This window comes from Chitinasiproducens palmae, from assembly GCF_900095735.1.
GTDB lineage: Bacteria > Pseudomonadota > Gammaproteobacteria > Burkholderiales > Burkholderiaceae > Chitinasiproducens > Chitinasiproducens palmae.
On sequence record NZ_FNLO01000011.1, the window covers coordinates 210,220 to 226,907 of the forward strand.

At 67.1% G+C, this 16,688-nt stretch carries 16 protein-coding genes; 3 read left to right on the top strand and 13 right to left on the bottom strand.

The genetic code is table 11. The features are described from left to right. Positions 1 to 31: 31 nt before the first annotated feature. From BLU54_RS17800 to rpe, 8 genes are all read right to left on the bottom strand, one after another. Positions 32 to 799, bottom strand: a complete 768-nt coding sequence (locus BLU54_RS17800) for a uracil-DNA glycosylase (protein WP_091911367.1) — start codon at positions 797 to 799, stop codon at positions 32 to 34. Further along, positions 796 to 1,437 (bottom strand): CYTH domain-containing protein, encoded by a 642-nt coding sequence (locus BLU54_RS17805; RefSeq protein WP_091911369.1) that lies wholly within the window; start codon positions 1,435 to 1,437, stop codon positions 796 to 798. Before BLU54_RS17805 ends, BLU54_RS17800 begins: the two co-directional genes overlap by 4 nt. A 16-nt stretch (positions 1,438 to 1,453) precedes the next feature. Next, positions 1,454 to 2,275 carry an indole-3-glycerol phosphate synthase TrpC gene (trpC, locus tag BLU54_RS17810; RefSeq protein WP_091911372.1) on the bottom strand — a complete coding sequence of 274 codons (822 nt, stop codon included), beginning with the start codon at positions 2,273 to 2,275 and terminating at the stop codon, positions 1,454 to 1,456. 99 nt (positions 2,276 to 2,374) lie between these two features. Beyond that, complete coding sequence (gene trpD / locus BLU54_RS17815) at positions 2,375 to 3,409, bottom strand: anthranilate phosphoribosyltransferase (RefSeq protein ID WP_091911375.1); 1,035 nt, start codon at positions 3,407 to 3,409, stop codon at positions 2,375 to 2,377. A 14-nt stretch (positions 3,410 to 3,423) separates the two neighbouring features. Beyond that, positions 3,424 to 3,987, bottom strand: a complete 564-nt coding sequence (locus BLU54_RS17820; RefSeq protein WP_091911377.1) for an anthranilate synthase component II — start codon at positions 3,985 to 3,987, stop codon at positions 3,424 to 3,426. Positions 3,988 to 4,208: 221 nt separating this feature from the next. Further along, entirely contained in the window at positions 4,209 to 5,708 is a 1,500-nt protein-coding gene (trpE, locus tag BLU54_RS17825) for an anthranilate synthase component I (RefSeq protein ID WP_091911443.1), read from the bottom strand. Positions 5,709 to 6,013: 305 nt separating this feature from the next. Further along, positions 6,014 to 6,700, bottom strand: coding sequence for a phosphoglycolate phosphatase (gene gph, locus BLU54_RS17830; RefSeq protein ID WP_091911379.1), 687 nt, complete (start codon positions 6,698 to 6,700; stop codon positions 6,014 to 6,016). After that, the gene (gene rpe, locus BLU54_RS17835) at positions 6,700 to 7,404 is read right to left on the bottom strand and encodes a ribulose-phosphate 3-epimerase (protein WP_091911381.1); all 705 of its coding nucleotides are present in this window, start codon (positions 7,402 to 7,404) and stop codon (positions 6,700 to 6,702) included. Before rpe ends, gph begins: the two co-directional genes overlap by 1 nt. A 335-nt stretch (positions 7,405 to 7,739) precedes the next feature. Here rpe and apaG point away from each other — a divergent pair, with 335 nt between their 5' ends. Continuing rightward, entirely contained in the window at positions 7,740 to 8,114 is a 375-nt protein-coding gene (gene apaG / locus BLU54_RS17840; protein ID WP_091911446.1) for a Co2+/Mg2+ efflux protein ApaG, read from the top strand. Between the two features lie 100 nt (positions 8,115 to 8,214). Continuing rightward, positions 8,215 to 9,315, top strand: a complete 1,101-nt coding sequence (mltA, locus tag BLU54_RS17845) for a murein transglycosylase A (RefSeq protein ID WP_091911383.1) — start codon at positions 8,215 to 8,217, stop codon at positions 9,313 to 9,315. 232 nt (positions 9,316 to 9,547) lie between these two features. On the opposite strand, the gene paaK is transcribed toward mltA, so the two are convergent. The 5 genes from paaK to paaN all read right to left on the bottom strand — a co-directional run bounded on the left by paaK (position 9,548) and on the right by paaN (position 15,529). Continuing rightward, positions 9,548 to 10,849 (bottom strand): phenylacetate--CoA ligase PaaK, encoded by a 1,302-nt coding sequence (gene paaK, locus BLU54_RS17850; protein ID WP_091911385.1) that lies wholly within the window; start codon positions 10,847 to 10,849, stop codon positions 9,548 to 9,550. Between the two features lie 126 nt (positions 10,850 to 10,975). Continuing rightward, complete coding sequence (gene paaI, locus BLU54_RS17855) at positions 10,976 to 11,368, bottom strand: hydroxyphenylacetyl-CoA thioesterase PaaI (protein ID WP_235838017.1); 393 nt, start codon at positions 11,366 to 11,368, stop codon at positions 10,976 to 10,978. A 248-nt stretch (positions 11,369 to 11,616) separates the two neighbouring features. Continuing rightward, entirely contained in the window at positions 11,617 to 12,405 is a 789-nt protein-coding gene (paaG, locus tag BLU54_RS17860; RefSeq protein WP_091911390.1) for a 2-(1,2-epoxy-1,2-dihydrophenyl)acetyl-CoA isomerase PaaG, read from the bottom strand. Between the two features lie 88 nt (positions 12,406 to 12,493). Next, positions 12,494 to 13,696, bottom strand: a complete 1,203-nt coding sequence (pcaF, locus tag BLU54_RS17865) for a 3-oxoadipyl-CoA thiolase (RefSeq protein WP_091911392.1) — start codon at positions 13,694 to 13,696, stop codon at positions 12,494 to 12,496. A 141-nt stretch (positions 13,697 to 13,837) separates the two neighbouring features. Continuing rightward, on the bottom strand, positions 13,838 to 15,529 hold the full coding sequence (gene paaN / locus BLU54_RS17870) for a phenylacetic acid degradation protein PaaN (RefSeq protein ID WP_091911394.1): 1,692 nt from the start codon (positions 15,527 to 15,529) through the stop codon (positions 13,838 to 13,840). Between the two features lie 151 nt (positions 15,530 to 15,680). Between paaN and BLU54_RS17875 the strand changes: the two genes are divergently transcribed. After that, entirely contained in the window at positions 15,681 to 16,457 is a 777-nt protein-coding gene (locus BLU54_RS17875; RefSeq protein ID WP_091911396.1) for an enoyl-CoA hydratase, read from the top strand. Positions 16,458 to 16,688: the final 231 nt, after the last annotated feature.

The window sequence follows — 16,688 nt, forward strand, 5'->3', positions numbered from 1 at the left end:
GACGCCGTTTCGGCGACGGCCGTCGGCCCGCTCAGACGTCGATCCGCCAGTCGATCGGCGTCGCGCCGTTTGCCGACAGGAAGCGGTTTGCTTCGGCGAAGTGACCGCAGCCGAAGAACCCGCGGTGCGCCGCGAGCGGCGACGGGTGTGGCGCTTCCAGAACGAGATGTTGCGGCATCTCGGCAAGCAGTGCGCGCTTGGCTTGCGCGTGTGCGCCCCACAGCATGAACACCGTCGGCTGGGCGCGTTGCCCGAGCTGGCGGATCAGCCGGTCGGTGCAGTCTTCCCAGCCGTGTTTCGCATGGCTGGCGGCGCGACCCTGCTCGACGGTCAACACCGTGTTCAGCAGCAGCACCCCCTGGCGGGCCCAGCCGTCGAGACAGCCTGAGTTCGGCGGCGTCATGCCGAATTCGGCCTGCAATTCCTTGAAGATGTTGCGCAGCGAGGGCGGCGGGCGCACGCCTGGCGGCACGGAGAACGCCAGGCCATGGGCTTGCGGCGTGCCGCGATCGTCGCCATGGTAGGGGTCCTGGCCCAGGATGACGACCTTGACTGCCTCGCATTCGGTCAGTTCGAGCGCGCGGAACACATCCTCCGGATAGACGACGCGGCCGGCTGCGCGCTCGCCATCGACGAACGCACACAGCGCGGCATAGCGCGGCCCACCGATGAAGTCGGCAAGACAGTCGCGCCAGGTGCCGGACAGACCGGCGAAGGCATCGGCCAGTGGCGCCTTCGCCGGGCCTGCGCCGACGGCCGACGCAGCCGTGTCCTCGGGGAACAGATCGCGCGCGCTCATCGGTGGCCCCGCACGAGCAGGTAACCGCGTTCGGCCTTCGATACGTCGGCGCGACTGGCGCCCGGCAGCGCAGCCACGACGCGCTCCGCGAACGCGCGTAGCGCGTCGTCGTTGCCTTCCAGCAATTCGACTTCGATCTCGCAGATGGGTGCGCGTTGCGGATGCGCTTCGCCGCCGGAGGTGCGGGCTGCATGGATCTCGCCGACGTCGACCACTGCCTCGAAGCGACTGTCGTCTGCTTCCAGCAGCCAGGCGGTGCGCACGAAGTCGGTGCTGAACAAGCGTTCCAGGCGCGGCGCGGCCTCGGTCAGCGCGGCGCGGGCCGCGGCGTCGTCGCATTCGGCGAGAAGCGATTCGATCTCCAGTGCCGGGCCCTGCACCGGCAGTTCCCATTCGTGGCGCACATGGAGACCGTCATGGGCGTCGCCGCTGGTCTTCAATGTCTGGCGCCAGGCGCCGCCGATCTGCCGCAGCCGCAGCGCCATGCGGCGCGCGGCGAGCAGGCAGTCCGGCGTATCGAAATAGGCATTCGACACCGTTTTCGCGACACCGGGCTGGCCGGACGTCCGTTCGAAGAAGGCCACGGCGTCGCGGGGATCGCCTGGCAATGCCAGCTTGATTTCCTTTTCGATGGCCATCGGTTAAGCGCTTGCCTCAGTGGGTCGGTGTGCCGCGCGTCGGGCGACGTTGGAAGAACAGCGCGTCGAGTTCGACACCCGGTTCGGGCGCACGCATGAAGGCCTCGCCCACCAGGAAGCCGGGAACCCCGGCGGCGCGCAGGCGCTCGACATCGCGTGCGGCCAGAATACCGGATTCCGCGATGACGAAGCGATCGTCGGGCAGCGTGTCGAGCAGTCCCAGCGTGGTGTCGAGCGACACCTCGAAGGTGCGAAGGTTGCGGTTGTTGATGCCGAGCAGCGGCGTGTCGAGGGTCAGCGCGGCGTCGAGTTCGTCCCGTCCGTGGATTTCGACGAGTGCCGCCATGCCAAGGTCGTGGGCGATGTGTTCCAGCTCGCGCATCTGCGTCGGCGCCAGGATCGCGGCGATCAGCAGGATGCAGTCCGCCCCCATCGCGCGCGCCTCGAACACCTGGTACGGATCGATGATGAAGTCCTTGCGCAGGACGGGGAGGGCGGTCGCCGCGCGCGCGGCACGCAGATAGTCGGGGCTGCCCTGGAAAAACGACACGTCGGTCAGCACGGACAGGCAGCTCGCGCCGTGCGCCTCATAGCTGCGCGCGATTGCCGGGGGATCGAAGTCCGGCCGGATCACGCCCTTGGACGGACTCGCCTTCTTGATTTCAGCGATCACCGCCGCGCGATCGGCGGACCGGGCGCCGCGCAGCGCGCCGACGAAATCGCGCGTCGCCGCGGCGCTCGCGCAGTTGCGCTCGAGCGTCGCCTGGGGCGTGTGCGCCCGGGCGGCCGCGACTTCCTCGCGCTTGACCGCGACGATCCGGTCGAGAATGTCGGACATGTGGAAACTCCAGAAGTGGCCGCCAGTGCGGCCATGGCATCGGTGCGGCCTGCGGCGGACGCGCCGCGACCGTGCATCGTGAGAGCGGGCGGCGTTCGCTCAGCGGCTGAAGCGGCGCGTGAATCGTACCAGTTCGTCGACCTTGGCCCGGGCCGCGCCCGACCGTATCGTCTCGCGCGCGAGGTCGACGCCGAGCGCGATCGAGTCGACCACGTTGGCGGCGAAGAGGGCGGCGCCTGCGTTGAGAAGCACGATATCGCGCACCGGACCGGGCGAATTCTCCAGCGCCGCGAGCAGCATGCCGCGCGACTGATCAGCGCTCTGTACCTGCAGCGCGCGGCTGGACGACATCGTCAGGCCGAAGTCCTCCGGATGGACTTCATATTCGCGGATCTGGCCGTTGTGCAGCTCGCCGACCATCGTCGGCGCGCCCAGCGACAGCTCGTCCATGCCGTCGCGGCTGTGCACCGTCAACACGTGTTGCGCGCCGAGGCGCTGCATCACCCTTACCTGGATGCCGACCAGATCGGCGTGGAACACGCCCATCAATTGATTCGGTGCCGACGCCGGGTTGGTCAGCGGCCCCAGAATGTTGAACATGGTTCGTACGCCGAGCTCCCGCCGCACCGCTGCGATGTGCTTCATCGCCGGATGGTGGTTCGGCGCGTACATGAAACCGATGCCGGTCTCGTTGATCGACTCCGCCACCTGCGCCGGCGTCAGATCGATGTTCACGCCGAGCGCTTCCAGTACGTCGGCGCTGCCGGACGTACTCGACACGCTGCGGTTGCCATGCTTTGCAACCCGGCCGCCGGCCGCCGCGACCACGAAGATCGCGCTGGTCGAGATGTTGAACGTGTTGGTGCCGTCGCCGCCGGTGCCGACGACATCGACGAAACGCGGGTCGGTGATGCCTTCGACCGGCAACGCGAATTCACGCATCACGGTCGCGGCGGCGGCGATCTCGCCGATCGTCTCCTTCTTCACGCGCAGCCCCAGCAGCAACGCGGCCGCGGTCGCCGGCGGCATCTCGCCGCGCATGATCAGCCGCATCAGGTGCAGCATTTCGTCGTGAAAGATCTCGCGGTGATCGATCACGCGTTCGAGGGCTTCGCGCAGGGAAATCGTGGCCATGTGTGGTGCTCCGTTCAACGCTGCAGGAAGTTGCGCAGCAGCGCGTGGCCGTGCTCGCTCAGAATCGATTCGGGATGGAACTGCACGCCCTCGACCGGCAGGCTGCGGTGGCGCACACCCATGATCTCGCCGTCATCGCTGCTTGCCGTGACTTCAAGGCAGTCGGGCAGCGACGCGCGTTCGATCGCCAGCGAGTGATAGCGCGTCACGGAAAAACGCGACGGCAGACCGGCGAACACGCCGCGCTGATCCGTCTCGATTTCGCTGACCTTGCCGTGCATGACCGTGCGGGCACGCACGACTCGGCCACCGAATGCCTCGCCGATCGCCTGATGACCGAGACAGACGCCGAGAATCGGCAGCTTGCCGGAGAATTCGCGCAGCACGTCGAGCGTGACGCCCGCATTGCCCGGATGGCTCGGACCGGGCGACAGGCAGATGCGCGCGGGCGCGAGCTCGGCGATCTCCGCCAGGGTAATCTCGTCGTTGCGGAAAGTGCGGACGTCTTCGCCCAGTTCGCCGAAGTATTGGACGATGTTGTAGGTAAACGAATCGTAGTTGTCGATCATCAACAGCATGGAAACCTCTCCTGCCTGGTCGGCAGTGCATTCGCGGATGGCGTGGTGCGACGTGCTCAACGCCTCGGATGCCCTGGGGACGGCCCCGCCGATCGCGTCCAGCCGGGCGGCGGACGCAGCACGACGTCGCTGGCGACGTCAGTGCCGGCGGGGCCGACGCCATGCCCAGGCGTCGGCGGCAGGTAGGAGCAGGTGCGGCTCGGCACGCATCGCGGCTGTCCTCACAGCGCCGCGGCGTCGAAGCCTTCCTGCACATGCTCGGCCGCGCGGATCAGCGCGCGCGCCTTGTTCTCGGTTTCCTGCCATTCGGCTTGCGGTACCGAGTCCGCAACCACGCCCGCAGCGGCCTGCACGTACAGGTTGCCGTTCTTCACGATGCCGGTGCGGATCGCGATCGCGAGATCCATCTCGCCAGCGAACGACAGATAGCCGACCGCGCCGCCGTACAGACCGCGCTTGACCGGTTCCAGCTCGTCGATCAACTGCATCGCGCGAACCTTCGGCGCACCGCTCAATGTCCCGGCCGGGAAGGTGGCGCGCAGCACGTCGAGATTGCTGACGCCTTCGCGCAACCGCCCCTCGACCGCGCTGACGATGTGCTGCACATGCGAGTACTTCTCGATCTGAAGCTTGTCGACGACGCGCACCGAGCCGGTCTCGGCGATGCGGCCAATGTCGTTGCGCGCCAGGTCGATCAGCATCACATGCTCGGCGACTTCCTTCGGATCGGCCAGCAGGTCGCGCGCGAGAGCGTCGTCTTCGTCGGGCGTGGCGCCCCGGGCGCGCGTTCCGGCCAGCGGGCGGATCGTCACCGTCTCGCCGTCGTCACGGCGCTCGCGGCGCACCAGGATTTCCGGCGACGCGCCGACCACGTGGCAGTCGCCGAAGTTGTAGTAGTACATGTACGGCGACGGGTTCAACGAGCGCAGCGCGCGATACAGCGATAGCGGCGAATCGCGGAATGGCTTGACCAGGCGCTGGCCCACCTGCACCTGCATCAACTCGCCCGCCGCAATGTATTCCTTGGCGCGCGCCACCGCCTTGAGGTAGTCGGCCTGCGGAAACTCGCGGAATACCTCGGTGCGCACCGATTCGCTGGTGACCGGCGGTGTCACCGCCTGCCGCAGACGCAGGCGCAGTTCGCGCAGGCGCTGGCGGGCCCGCGCGTACGCCTCGGGCTGCGTCGGATCCGCGTAGACGATCAGATACAGCTTGCCGGCCAGGTTGTCGATCACCGCCACTTCGTCGGCGAGCAGCAACTGGATGTCCGGCATGCCGAGCGGGTCGGACGCCGGCATGCTGTGCGCCAGCGAGGGTTCGACGTAGCGCACCGCGTCATAGCCGAAATAGCCAGCCAGGCCGCCAGCGAAACGTGGCAGGCCGGCGCGCGGGGCGACCTTGAAGCGGGACTGGAAGGATTCGATGAAGGCGAGCGGATCGCCGTTCGCGCGCTCGACGACGTCGCCGTGGCGCAGCACCTCGATGCTGTCGCCGGTCGCTCTCAGCACCGTGCTGGCGGGCAGGCCGATGAACGAATAGCGCCCGAAACGTTCGCCGCCGACGACGGATTCGAGCAGGAAGGAATGGACGCCGTTGCGTTCCACCTGCGCGAGCTTCAGATAAAGCGAGAGCGGCGTATCGAGGTCGGCCAGCGCCTCGGCGATCAGCGGGATACGGTTGTAGCCGGCCTTGGCCAGCGAACTGAATTCGAGTTCGGTCATGGTGTTCTCCATCCGCTGGGCGTCATTCTGGTGGACGCCGCGGGCGTGTCGGACGCCTCACGGCCAGACCCGTCGGGTCTTGGCGCATGGCGGAATCGCAAGAAACTGCGCGAGTGCATCGCGCAAAAAGAAACGTCGGCCTCATGCTGGCTTGCCGGGCGTTGCGGGGCGCGATCAAGCGGATCGGCGCCTTCGACGGCGGGCAGCAGCTGGCTACCGGGACGCGATCAGCGCCGCCAGGGCCAAGCCCCCCGGTCGCTGCCGCGAACGCGTTTCTTGCGATTGAAGAACATGGAAATCGTGGATTACCGTTTCAGGATGAGCGCTGCCGCTTCGAGCAGCGTTCCGACTATAGCATTGCAGTCGAGATCCTGTACAGGACGCCCATGATTGTAGCCGTACGGGACGATCAGCGACGCGATGCCGGCCGCGCGCGCGGCCAGTGCGTCGTTCTCCGAGTCGCCGAGCGCGACTGTTTCGGCCGGCGTCACGCCCAGCGCGCGGCATGCCTCGCGCATCGGCAACGGGTCGGGCTTCTTGCGGGCGAAGCTGTCGCCGCCGAACACATGGTCGAAATCGCCTGCCAGACCGAATTGCGCCAGCAGGCCGGCGGCAAAGCGCAGCGGCTTGTTCGTCACGCAGGCGAGCCGGATGCCGCCCTCGCGCAGCGCCGCGACGCCTTCGGCCGCGCCGGGATAGAGCGTCGCGTGATGACCGTTGATACGCTGGTATTCGGTCTGGTAATCGGCATACGCCCGGTCGAACAGCGCGCTGGCCGCATCGGCGTCATAGCGCGCGCCGAGCACCGACGCGATCAGGTGCTCGGTGCCCTTGCCGATGTATTCGATGGTCTCGCTGAGATCGATCGGACGCGCCCCGAGGCCGCTCAGCATGCCGTTCAGCGCCGCGGTGAAGTCGCCGGCCGTATCGAACAGCGTGCCGTCGAGATCGATGATGGCTGCCCGGATCGTGTACGAATCGAGCGCGCCCATCAGGCCTGCTCGCGGCCAGCAGTTTGCGAGACGCCGGCGAGCGCCGCGCGCATCTGCTCGATAACGGCGCGATAGTCGGGCTTGCCGAACACCGCCGAGCCCGCCACGAAGGTGTCCGCGCCGGCTTCGGCAATGGCGGCGATATTGTCCGGCTTCACGCCACCGTCGACCTCCAGATGGATCTCGCGCCCGGTGCGCTCGCGATATTCATCGATGCGGCGCCGTGCCTCGCGCACCTTGACCAGTGCTTCCGGGATGAAGGACTGGCCGCCGAACCCCGGGTTGACGGACATGATCAGGATCAGGTCGAGCCGGTCCATCACGTAGTCGAGGTGGCTGAGCGAGGTCGCCGGATTGAAGACCAGGCCGGCCTTGCATCCGTGCTCGCGAATCAGCGACAGCGTGCGGTCGATGTGCTCGGAGGCTTCCGGGTGGAAGCTGATGATGTTGGCGCCTGCCTTGGCGAAGGCGGGTACGAGCGCGTCGACCGGCTTGACCATCAGGTGAACGTCGATGGGCGCTTCGGTATGGGGACGCAGCGCCTCGCAGACCATCGGGCCGATGGTCAGGTTCGGCACGTAATGGTTGTCCATCACGTCGAAATGAATCCAGTCCGCGCCGGCCGCTACGACCTGCCGCACCTCGTCGCCCAGGCGGGAGAAGTCGGCGGAAAGGATGCTGGGGGCGATGCGGTATTGCGTCATGACGGGGCGCCGAGCGGGCGGGCAGGAAATAAAGCATCATTCTAGCCGCGCTGGCGTCCTGCCGAGCGGCGTGGCCCGCAAGCCGGCCGCCGGCCGGCAGGGCGGAAAGCAGGCGGAAAGCAGGCCGGACGTGAGTCGCCGACCCGCGCATGCGCCGCCGCCCTGGCGGGTTGTCGCGTGGGACCATCGTGCGAGCGCGTTGCGAGAGGCCTGCGGTTGCGGCAGACGCGGCCATGACAGAGAATCTGTCACTTGAGTTTACTGGTGCGCGCGGCATCCGCCGCGCGGGTTCCCGACTTCAGCGCGAGCAGCGCTATGCCGTTTCCAAAACCGCGATGAGCCAATACGAGATGAGCGTGACGGTAGCGCCCCGCTACATGCCCGAGCAGTCCGACCCGGCGCGCCGGCAGTTCGCGTTCGCTTACACGATTACCATCCGCAACACCGGTTCCGTGCCGACCCAATTGATTGCGCGGCATTGGGTCATCTCCGACAGCGAGAACACCGTGCAGGAAGTGAAAGGGCTCGGGGTGGTCGGCAACCAGCCGCTGCTCGCGCCTGGGGAACGGTTCGAATACACCAGCTGGGCCGTCATCGCGACACCGGTGGGCAGCATGCGCGGCGATTTCTTTTGCGTCGCGGAAGACGGCACGCGCTTCGAGGCGCCGGTCGCGCCATTCGCGCTGTCGATGCCTCGTACCCTGCATTGACGCGATGGATCCGGCGAAACGGACCTGGTCCGGCACGCCGATTCACCGCTGCCCGTGCTCCCGGGCGTCCGTCCCGATTTTCCCTAAGAACGCCACGCGCATGCGATCACTGAAGTTCCTGGCAGTTGCTCTCCTCGCCGTTTTCCTTGCGTCTTGCGCGTCCCATCGCCCCAGCCCGACGCCGACCACCGCCGGCAGCCCAGGCGTGTTGCGCACCGAGCGGTTGGCACCCGCGACGTGGAGCGACGTGGCCGGCTGGCAGGACGACTCGCTGATCGGTGCGGTGGCCGCGCTGCGGCAAAGCTGCGTGCGACTCGGGTCGCGACGCGACTGGCGGCGCGCCTGCGACGCGATGCGCACACTCGACGAACTCGATACCGCGGCCGTGCGGCGCTATTTCGAGGAGAATTTCACGCCGTTCCAGCTTGCCAACGCGGACGGCAGCCAGGATGGGCTGGTGACCGGCTACTACGAGCCGCTGCTGCATGGTTCGCGCACGCCCCATCCGCCGTACCTCTATCCGCTGTATCGCATGCCGCCGTCGCTGCGCCGCGCCGGTGCGCTGCCCGACCGCGAACGGCTGGTGCGCTCCGGCCAACTGCGGGGCCAGGAACTGGTCTACGTCGACGATCCGATCGAGGCCTTCTTCCTGCAGGTGCAGGGGTCGGGTCGGATCGTGCTCGACAGCGGTGAAGTGATGCGGGTCGGCTTCGGCGGCACGAACAACCGGCCGTATCGTTCGATCGGCAAATGGTTGATCGACCGCGGCGAGCTGACGCCGTCGCAGGCGACGATGCAGGGCATCAAGGCCTGGGCGCGTGCGAACCCATCGCGCGTCGACGCGCTGCTCGACGTGAATCCGCGCTTCGTGTTCTTCAAGGAAATGCCGTCGAACGGCGAGGGTGCCGGCGATGCCGGTGCCGACGGACCGGTCGGCGCGCTCGGCGTGCCGCTCACGCCGGAACGCTCGATCGCGGTCGACCCCAGCGCGATCCAGCTCGGTCTGCCGGTGTTTCTGGCGACGACACGTCCGCTGACGTCGGCCCCGCTGAACCGGCTGATGTTTGCGCAGGATACCGGCTCGGCGATCCGCGGCGTGGTACGGGCGGACTTCTTCTGGGGGTTGGGTGATACGGCGGGCGACCTGGCGGGCCGCATGAAACAATCGGGCCGCATGTGGGTGTTGCTGCCTAATGCATAAACGCGTGGGGCATAAACGCGTGGGGCATAAGTGCATGGGCTGCGGCGGCGCGCTGGCCGCGGCGTCGCCTGCCGGGGGCGGCAACGCCGCGCTTCGCGCGCCGCAAGTCCGGCGCAACCACATTCAGGATGAAGCCCGGCGATTCGGGATCGCGTCCTGAGCTGCCGGGCCCAAAAGAGCGGTCTGACGACTGGGGTCGGGACCGGCATGATGCCGGCCCCGGCGCGATGGATCAGCCGCGAGCGCGTTCGTCGATCACCCGGCGTGCCTTGCCGACCGAGCGCTCGATGCCGTTCACGCCGAGCAGATCGATTTTCGCGGTGACACCGATCAGCGCCTTGATGTCGTAGCCCAGTGCGGTGCGCGCCGCTTCCAGCGCGACCGGATCGGCGCGCACCGTCGGGTTCGGTTCGACGCGCACGGTCAGGCAGTCCAGCGGACCGTCCTTGCTCAGCAGGATCTGATAGTGCGGCGCGAGGGCCGGCTGCTTGAGCAGCAACTCCTCGATCTGGGACGGGAAGACGTTGACGCCGCGGACGATCATCATGTCGTCCGAGCGGCCGGTGATCTTCTCCATGCGCCGCATCGGGCGCGCGGTGCCCGGCAGCAGGCGTGTCAGGTCGCGCGTGCGATAGCGGATGATCGGCAGCGCTTCCTTGCTCAGCGAGGTGAACACCAGCTCGCCGAACTCGCCGTCGGGCAGCACTTCGCCGGTCTCGGGGTTGATGATTTCGGGGTAGAAGTGGTCTTCCCAGATCGTCGGACCGTCCTTGGTTTCCGCGCACTCGCTCGCGACACCCGGCCCCATCACTTCGGACAGGCCGTAGATGTCCACCGCCGTGATGCCCATGCGCTTCTCGATTGCCGCGCGCATGTCGTCGGTCCACGGCTCGGCGCCGAAGATGCCGATGCGCAGCGACGAGGCAGCCGGGTCGAGGCCCTGTTTCTCGAATTCGTCCGCGATCGACAGCATGTAGCTCGGCGTCACCATGATGATGTCCGGCTTGAAGTCCTGGATCAACTGGACCTGCTTCTCGGTCTGCCCGCCACCGAACGGGATCACGGTCAGGCCGGCGCGCTCCGCGCCGTAGTGCGCGCCCAGACCGCCGGTGAACAGGCCATAGCCGTAGCTGATATGGATCTTGTCGCCGCGCCGGGCGCCGGCCGCGCGGATCGAGCGTGCCACCAGATCGGCCCAGTTGCTGATGTCGCGCGCGGTGTAGCCGACCACCGTCGGCTTGCCGGTGGTGCCCGACGACGCATGGATACGCGAGATCTGGTCGCCGGGCACCGCGAACATGCCGAACGGGTAATTGTCGCGCAGGTCCTTCTTGGTGGTGAACGGAAAACGTCCCAGATCGGCCAGCGTCTTGATGTCGTCCGGGTGCACGCCGGCTTCGTCGAACTTGCGGCGATAGACCGGCGAATTCTCATAGGCGTGCCTGACGCTCCAGCGCAGGCGCTCAAGTTGCAGCGCGCGCAGTTCTTCCGGGCTCGCCGTTTCGATCGGATCAAGAGGCAAGGCGGCGTTCATGTTATCTCCTGGGTCATGCCTTGGTTATGTATGATTTGAGCGGTCCAAGCGCTGCTGCGGGCTGGCGATGGGCAACCTTCGTTGGATGGCAGGCGCCGGTCGCCGTCGCGTTACACAGTCGTCACGTCATTCGGCGGTCGGGACGACTTCGCCCTTCAGCTCGGCCGATTTGCCGCGAAACATGGCGACGACTTCGCCGTGGTCGTTACGCACCGCCACGTCGTAAATGCCGTGCCGCCCAACGCGGGTCTGGCCCCGTGCTTCGGCGTGCAGCACGTCCCCCTCGTAGGCGGGTTTGAGGAATTCGATCGAGCAGCCAGCGGCGACCGTCACGCGGTTTGCGGTATTGCACGCAAAAGCGAAAGCCGAGTCGGCCAGCGCGAAGATCATGCCGCCGTGGCAGGTTTTATGACCGTTGAGGAAGGCGGCTGTCACGCGCATCGACATGCGTGCGAAGTCCGGCGCGATTTCGTCGAGCTGGATACCGAGCGCGTGCGTGCAGCCGTCGCGCTCGAACATCGTGTGCGCGGTGAGTTCGGCCAACGCCTGCGCGGACGGGTCTGCCGGCTTATCGCCCTGCGGGTCGCCATGTGTATGGGGCGTCGTCAAAATATCTCTCCTGTATTGCGGAGCGCGGCAGCCGTCGAGCCACCGCACTGCGAATCTGCCCGTCCGGCAGCCGGCGGCTGGTCGACGCATGGTCGGCGGCCAGGCGCTTGCGCTGACCGGCACAGCGGCGGCACCGCGCCTGGACCGCCTGGCGGCGATCAACGGCCAGTGAAGCGTGGCGCGCGCTTTTCGAGAAATGCGTTCACGCCCTCGGCGTAATCGGCGCTGTTACCCAGCCGGCGCTGCGCGTCCCGTTCGAGATCGAGCTGTGCGTCAAGCCCTTGCGTGCCGGCCGCGCGCATCGCGTGACGGATCGCGACGATGGCGCCCGTCGGCTGGCTGGCGAGTTGCGCGGCCAGTCGCGCCACGCCTTCATCGAGTGCATCGTCCTCGAAGACCTGCCAGACCAGTCCCCAGGCATGCGCATCGGCGGCGGACAGGCGGTCGCCGGTCATTGCCAGTCCCAATGCGCGCTGCAGGCCGACGGCGCGCGGCAGGAACCAGGTGCCGCCGGTGTCGGGCAACAGGCCGATCTTCACGAAAGCCTGGATGAAGCTTGCCGACCTGCCGGCCAACACCATGTCGCAGGCAAAGGCGAGATTCGCGCCGGCGCCCGCGGCCGTGCCGTGCACGACGGCGATCACCGGGAAGGGCGCCGCGTGCAGGCGACGTACCAGCGGGTTGAAACCCCATTCGATCACGTCGCCCAGATCGGTCGCCTGGCCCGGCGTGAAGTCGAGGTCGGCCAGGTCCTGGCCGGCGCAGAAGGCCCTGCCGCTGCCTCGGATCAGCAGCGCGCGCGCGCCGTCCTGCGTGGCGCGCTCGACGGCATCGGCCAGCTCGGCATGCATGGCACGCGTGAAGCTGTTCAGCTTGTCGGGGCGATGCAGCGTGATGGTGCAGACCTTGTTTTCATCGATGCCATAAAGGATCGTGTTGTCGGTCATGGTCTCCTCGCAGGTTTCCCGTCATCGAAGCAATACGCCGCGGCGCGTCGACGAACGCGCCGTGGCTCGATACCTCATACGCGGCCGCTCACACGCGTTCGATCGCGATCGCAATGCCCTGGCCGACGCCGATGCACATGGTTGCCAGCGCGAAGCGGCCGGAGCCGGCTTCGAGCTGGTTCAACGCGGTGGTTACCAGCCGAGCGCCGGAAGCCCCGAGCGGATGGCCGAGCGCGATCGCGCCGCCGTAGGGGTTGACGCGCGCATCGTCGTCGGCGATGCCGAGCTGACGCAGCACGGCCAGACCCTGTGCCGCGAACGCTTCGTTCAGTTCGATCACGTCGAACTGATCGAGCGACATGTTCAGTTGGGCGAGCAGTTTCCGGGTGGCAGGCGCTGGGCCGATGCCCATGATGCGCGGCGCCACGCCGGCCGTCGCCATGCCCAGCACACGGGCGCGCGGGGTCAGGCCGTGCTGGCGCGCAGCGGCCTCGCTCGCCAGCAGCAGCGCGCAGGCGCCGTCATTGACACCCGATGCATTGCCGGCGGTCACCGTGCCGTCCGGGCGCACCACGCCGCGCAGCTTGGCCAGCGCTTCGAGGCTGGTTTCGCGCGGATGCTCGTCGACCGAGAAGACGAGCGGATCGCCTTTCCTTTGCGCGATGGTGACAGGCACGATCTCGCGGGCGAACCAGCCTTCACGGATGGCGCGGGCCGCTTTTTGCTGGCTGCGCAGCGCGAATGCGTCCTGGTCTTCGCGGCTGATGCCGAAGTCGGTCGCGACGTTCTCGGCGGTTTCCGGCATCGAGTCGATGCCGTACTGCTTTTTCATCAGCGGATTGACGAAACGCCAGCCGATCGTCGTGTCGTAGACCTCGGCGCTGCGCGCGAACGCGCTGGTGGCCTTGCCCATCACGAACGGTGCGCGCGTCATGCTTTCGACGCCGCCGGCGATCAACAGCGACGCTTCGCCTGCCTTGATGGCCCGTGCAGCCGTGCCGATCGCATCCATGCCGGAGCCGCACAGCCGGTTCAGCGTGGTGCCGGGCACGGCATCGGGCAGGCCGGCCAGCAGCGCGGACATGCGCGCGACGTTGCGGTTGTCCTCGCCAGCCTGGTTCGCGCAGCCATAAAGCACGTCGTCCACCGCCTGCCAGTCCACGGCGCCGTTGCGCGCCTTGAGCGCGGCGATCGGCACGGCGCCGAGGTCGTCGGCGCGAACATCCTTCAGGCCGCCGCCGTAGCGGCCAAACGGCGTGCGGATCGCATCGCAGATGAAAGCTTCGTTCATATCGGATCTTCGTTTTGAAAGCGTGACGGTGCGGTCGTCATCGTTGCGACCGGGCTGCGCCGGCCCGACCGCGCGAAACCGCCGGCACGGCGCGTGCCGCGGCGGCGGTTTCGCGCCCCGAGGCGCGCGGCGCGATCGAGCTCAGGCGGCCGTGGTCTCGCGCGGCGGCACGTGCCGCCGGCTTTGCACGACGCGAAACCGGTTGGCAACGAATGCCGCATCGGCCAGCGCGGCATTGGCCGCGGGATTGGCGCCGGTGCCGTGGAAGTCGGAGAACGCGGCGCTCTGGTTCACGAACACACCGCCGGTCAGATTGATCGACAGGGCCACGCCACCGCGCAGCGACGCTTCCTCGGCCGCTGCCAGCACGGCTTCGTCGGTGCTGTACACGGACATCGTCAGGGCGCCGCGCGTGGCCGCCAGCCGGCCGGCCAGATCGAGCGACTGCTGGGTCGAATCCGTGGCAATCACGAAAGCGATCGGGCCGAACCATTCGTCGGAAAACTTCGACGCATCGGTGCGCGCGTCGAGTTGCACGAGCAGCGGCGTCAGCACGCGCGCGTTCTCGAAAGCCGGGTGGGTAAGCGACTGGCTGTCGACCAATACCTTGCCGAGCGCCCGCGCCCGGTCGATGCGGTCCGCGACACCATCGTTCTGAATGGCGCCCAGCAGTTCCACTGCCTTCGCGGGATCGCCACACAGTTTGCGCACGCCCTCGGCGATTGCCTGCGCGACCTCGTCGAAACTCAGTCGCCCGTCAGGCGTGGCGATGCCGTCGCGCGGCACATAGATGTTCTGCGGCGCGGTACACATCTGGCCCGAATAGAGGCCGAGCGAGAACGCGATGTTGCGGGACGCGCCCTTCAGGTCGTCGACCGAATCGATGACGATCTGGTTGACGCCGGCCTTTTCCGTGTAGACCTGAGCCTGCAGCGCGTGGCTTTCCAGCCATTCGCCATTCGCGGTGCTGCCGGTGAAGTCGATCAGCTTGACGTCGGGGCGCTGCGCCAGCGACTGCACGATCGAACCGTCGTTGGGGTCGGTGGCGAACAGCGTCACCACGTTCGGATCGAAGCCTGCTTCGCGCAGCACCTCGCGCGCGATGCGCACGGTGATGGCCAGCGGCAGGATCGCACCCGGGTGCGGCTTGACCACGACGGCATTGCCGGTGGCCAGATCGGCGAACAGGCCGGGATAGCCGTTCCAGGTCGGGAACGTGCAGCAGCCGAGCACTAGGCCGATGCCGCGCGGCACGACCGTGAAACGCTTCTCCATCGCCAGCGACGGATGCTTGCCTTGCGGCTTTTCCCAATAGGCCGAACCCGGCACGCGGCGCATCTGATCCCACGCATAGGCAACCGCTTCGAGGCCGCGGTCCTGCGCATGCGGACCGCCCGCCTGGAAGGCCATCATGAACGCCTGGCCAGTGGTATGCATCACACTGTAGGCAATCTCGAAGCTGGCGCGGTTCAGTCGCGCAAGGATTTCGAGCGAGACGCCGACCCAGGCTTCCGGGCCGGCACGGCGCCAGCCTTCCTGGGCGGCTGCGACGGCGGGAAACAGGGTGTCCGGATCGGCGCTCGGGTAGCGGATGCCGAGGTCGAAGCCGAACGGCGAACGCTCGTGACCGACTTGGCCGGTGCCTGGCTGGTCGAGTTCGAACGGCTTATTCAGATACGATTTGAAGGCCGACTCGCCGTCGGCGTTCGCGGTCTCGCCATAGACGCGCGGACTCGGCGATTCATTGAAAGGTGTCCAGTAGCCGCGGTCTTCGATGGCGGCAAGGGCTCGATTCAGCGTCTCGGCATGTTGCGCGAAAAGGGGATGCGTCATGGCAGCGTCGTCCTCCAGGGGCAGCAGGGCGGGCGGCTTTTCGTTATTAATTGACCGACCGGTTGGTCTGCTAATACTAGCATTGAATGCGTGGCTGGGGTAAGGTTTTGCGGTTAGGCGTTCGATCCTTCAGCGGCAGGAGACAAGGGCAATGGAATATCAAAATATCCTCACCGAAACACGTGGGCGCGTGGCGATCGTCACGTTGCATCGGCCGAAGGCGCTCAACGCGCTCAACGACGCATTGGTCGACGAATTGGGCGACGCCCTGCGAGGCTTCGACGCCGACAGCGAGATCGGTGCAATCGTGATCACGGGCAGCGAGAAGGCGTTTGCCGCGGGAGCCGACATCGGCGCGATGGCCAACTTCTCGCATATGGACGCCTATCTGGGCAATTACATCGGCCGCAACTGGGAGGTCGTCACGACGATCCGCAAGCCGGTCATTGCGGCGGTGGCCGGTTTCGCGCTCGGTGGCGGTTGCGAGCTTGCGATGATGTGCGACTTGATCATTGCCGCGGACAACGCGCGCTTCGGCCAGCCCGAGATCAAGCTGGGCGTGATGCCGGGCGCCGGCGGCACGCAGCGCCTGACGCGGGCGGTCGGCAAGGCGAAGGCAATGGACCTGTGTCTGACGGGGCGCATGATGGACGCCGACGAAGCGGAGCGCTCGGGGCTGGTCGCGCGGGTGGTGCCTGCGGCGGAATTGTTGCCGCGTGCCATCGAAGCCGCCGAGACCATCGCCAACTTCTCGCTGCCATCGGTCCTGATGGTCAAGGAGTCCGTCAACGCCGCATATGAAACGCCTCTGGCCGAGGGCGTGCGCTTCGAGCGCCGCCTGTTCCATTCGCTGTTCGGCACCGAGGACCAGAAGGAGGGCATGGCGGCCTTCGTGGAGAAGCGCAAACCCGCGTTCAAGCATCGCTGAACGCTCGGTCCCGGCCTGCGTTGCAAAGTCGTAAGCGGCTGCCGTTTGCTCGGTGAATGACGGACGGAATAACGGACGTCGTCACACGCCTGAAATAAATTCGTCGAAAGGACTTGCCAAGACGCGGTTCTCGTCCTAATATCTCGTTCCTCTGCTGCACGGACTTCAACGAGTGCAAGCGGCAGGGACGGGAGAGTGAGTGACGAGCTTCCGGTGAGTGAGCGGGTTTTG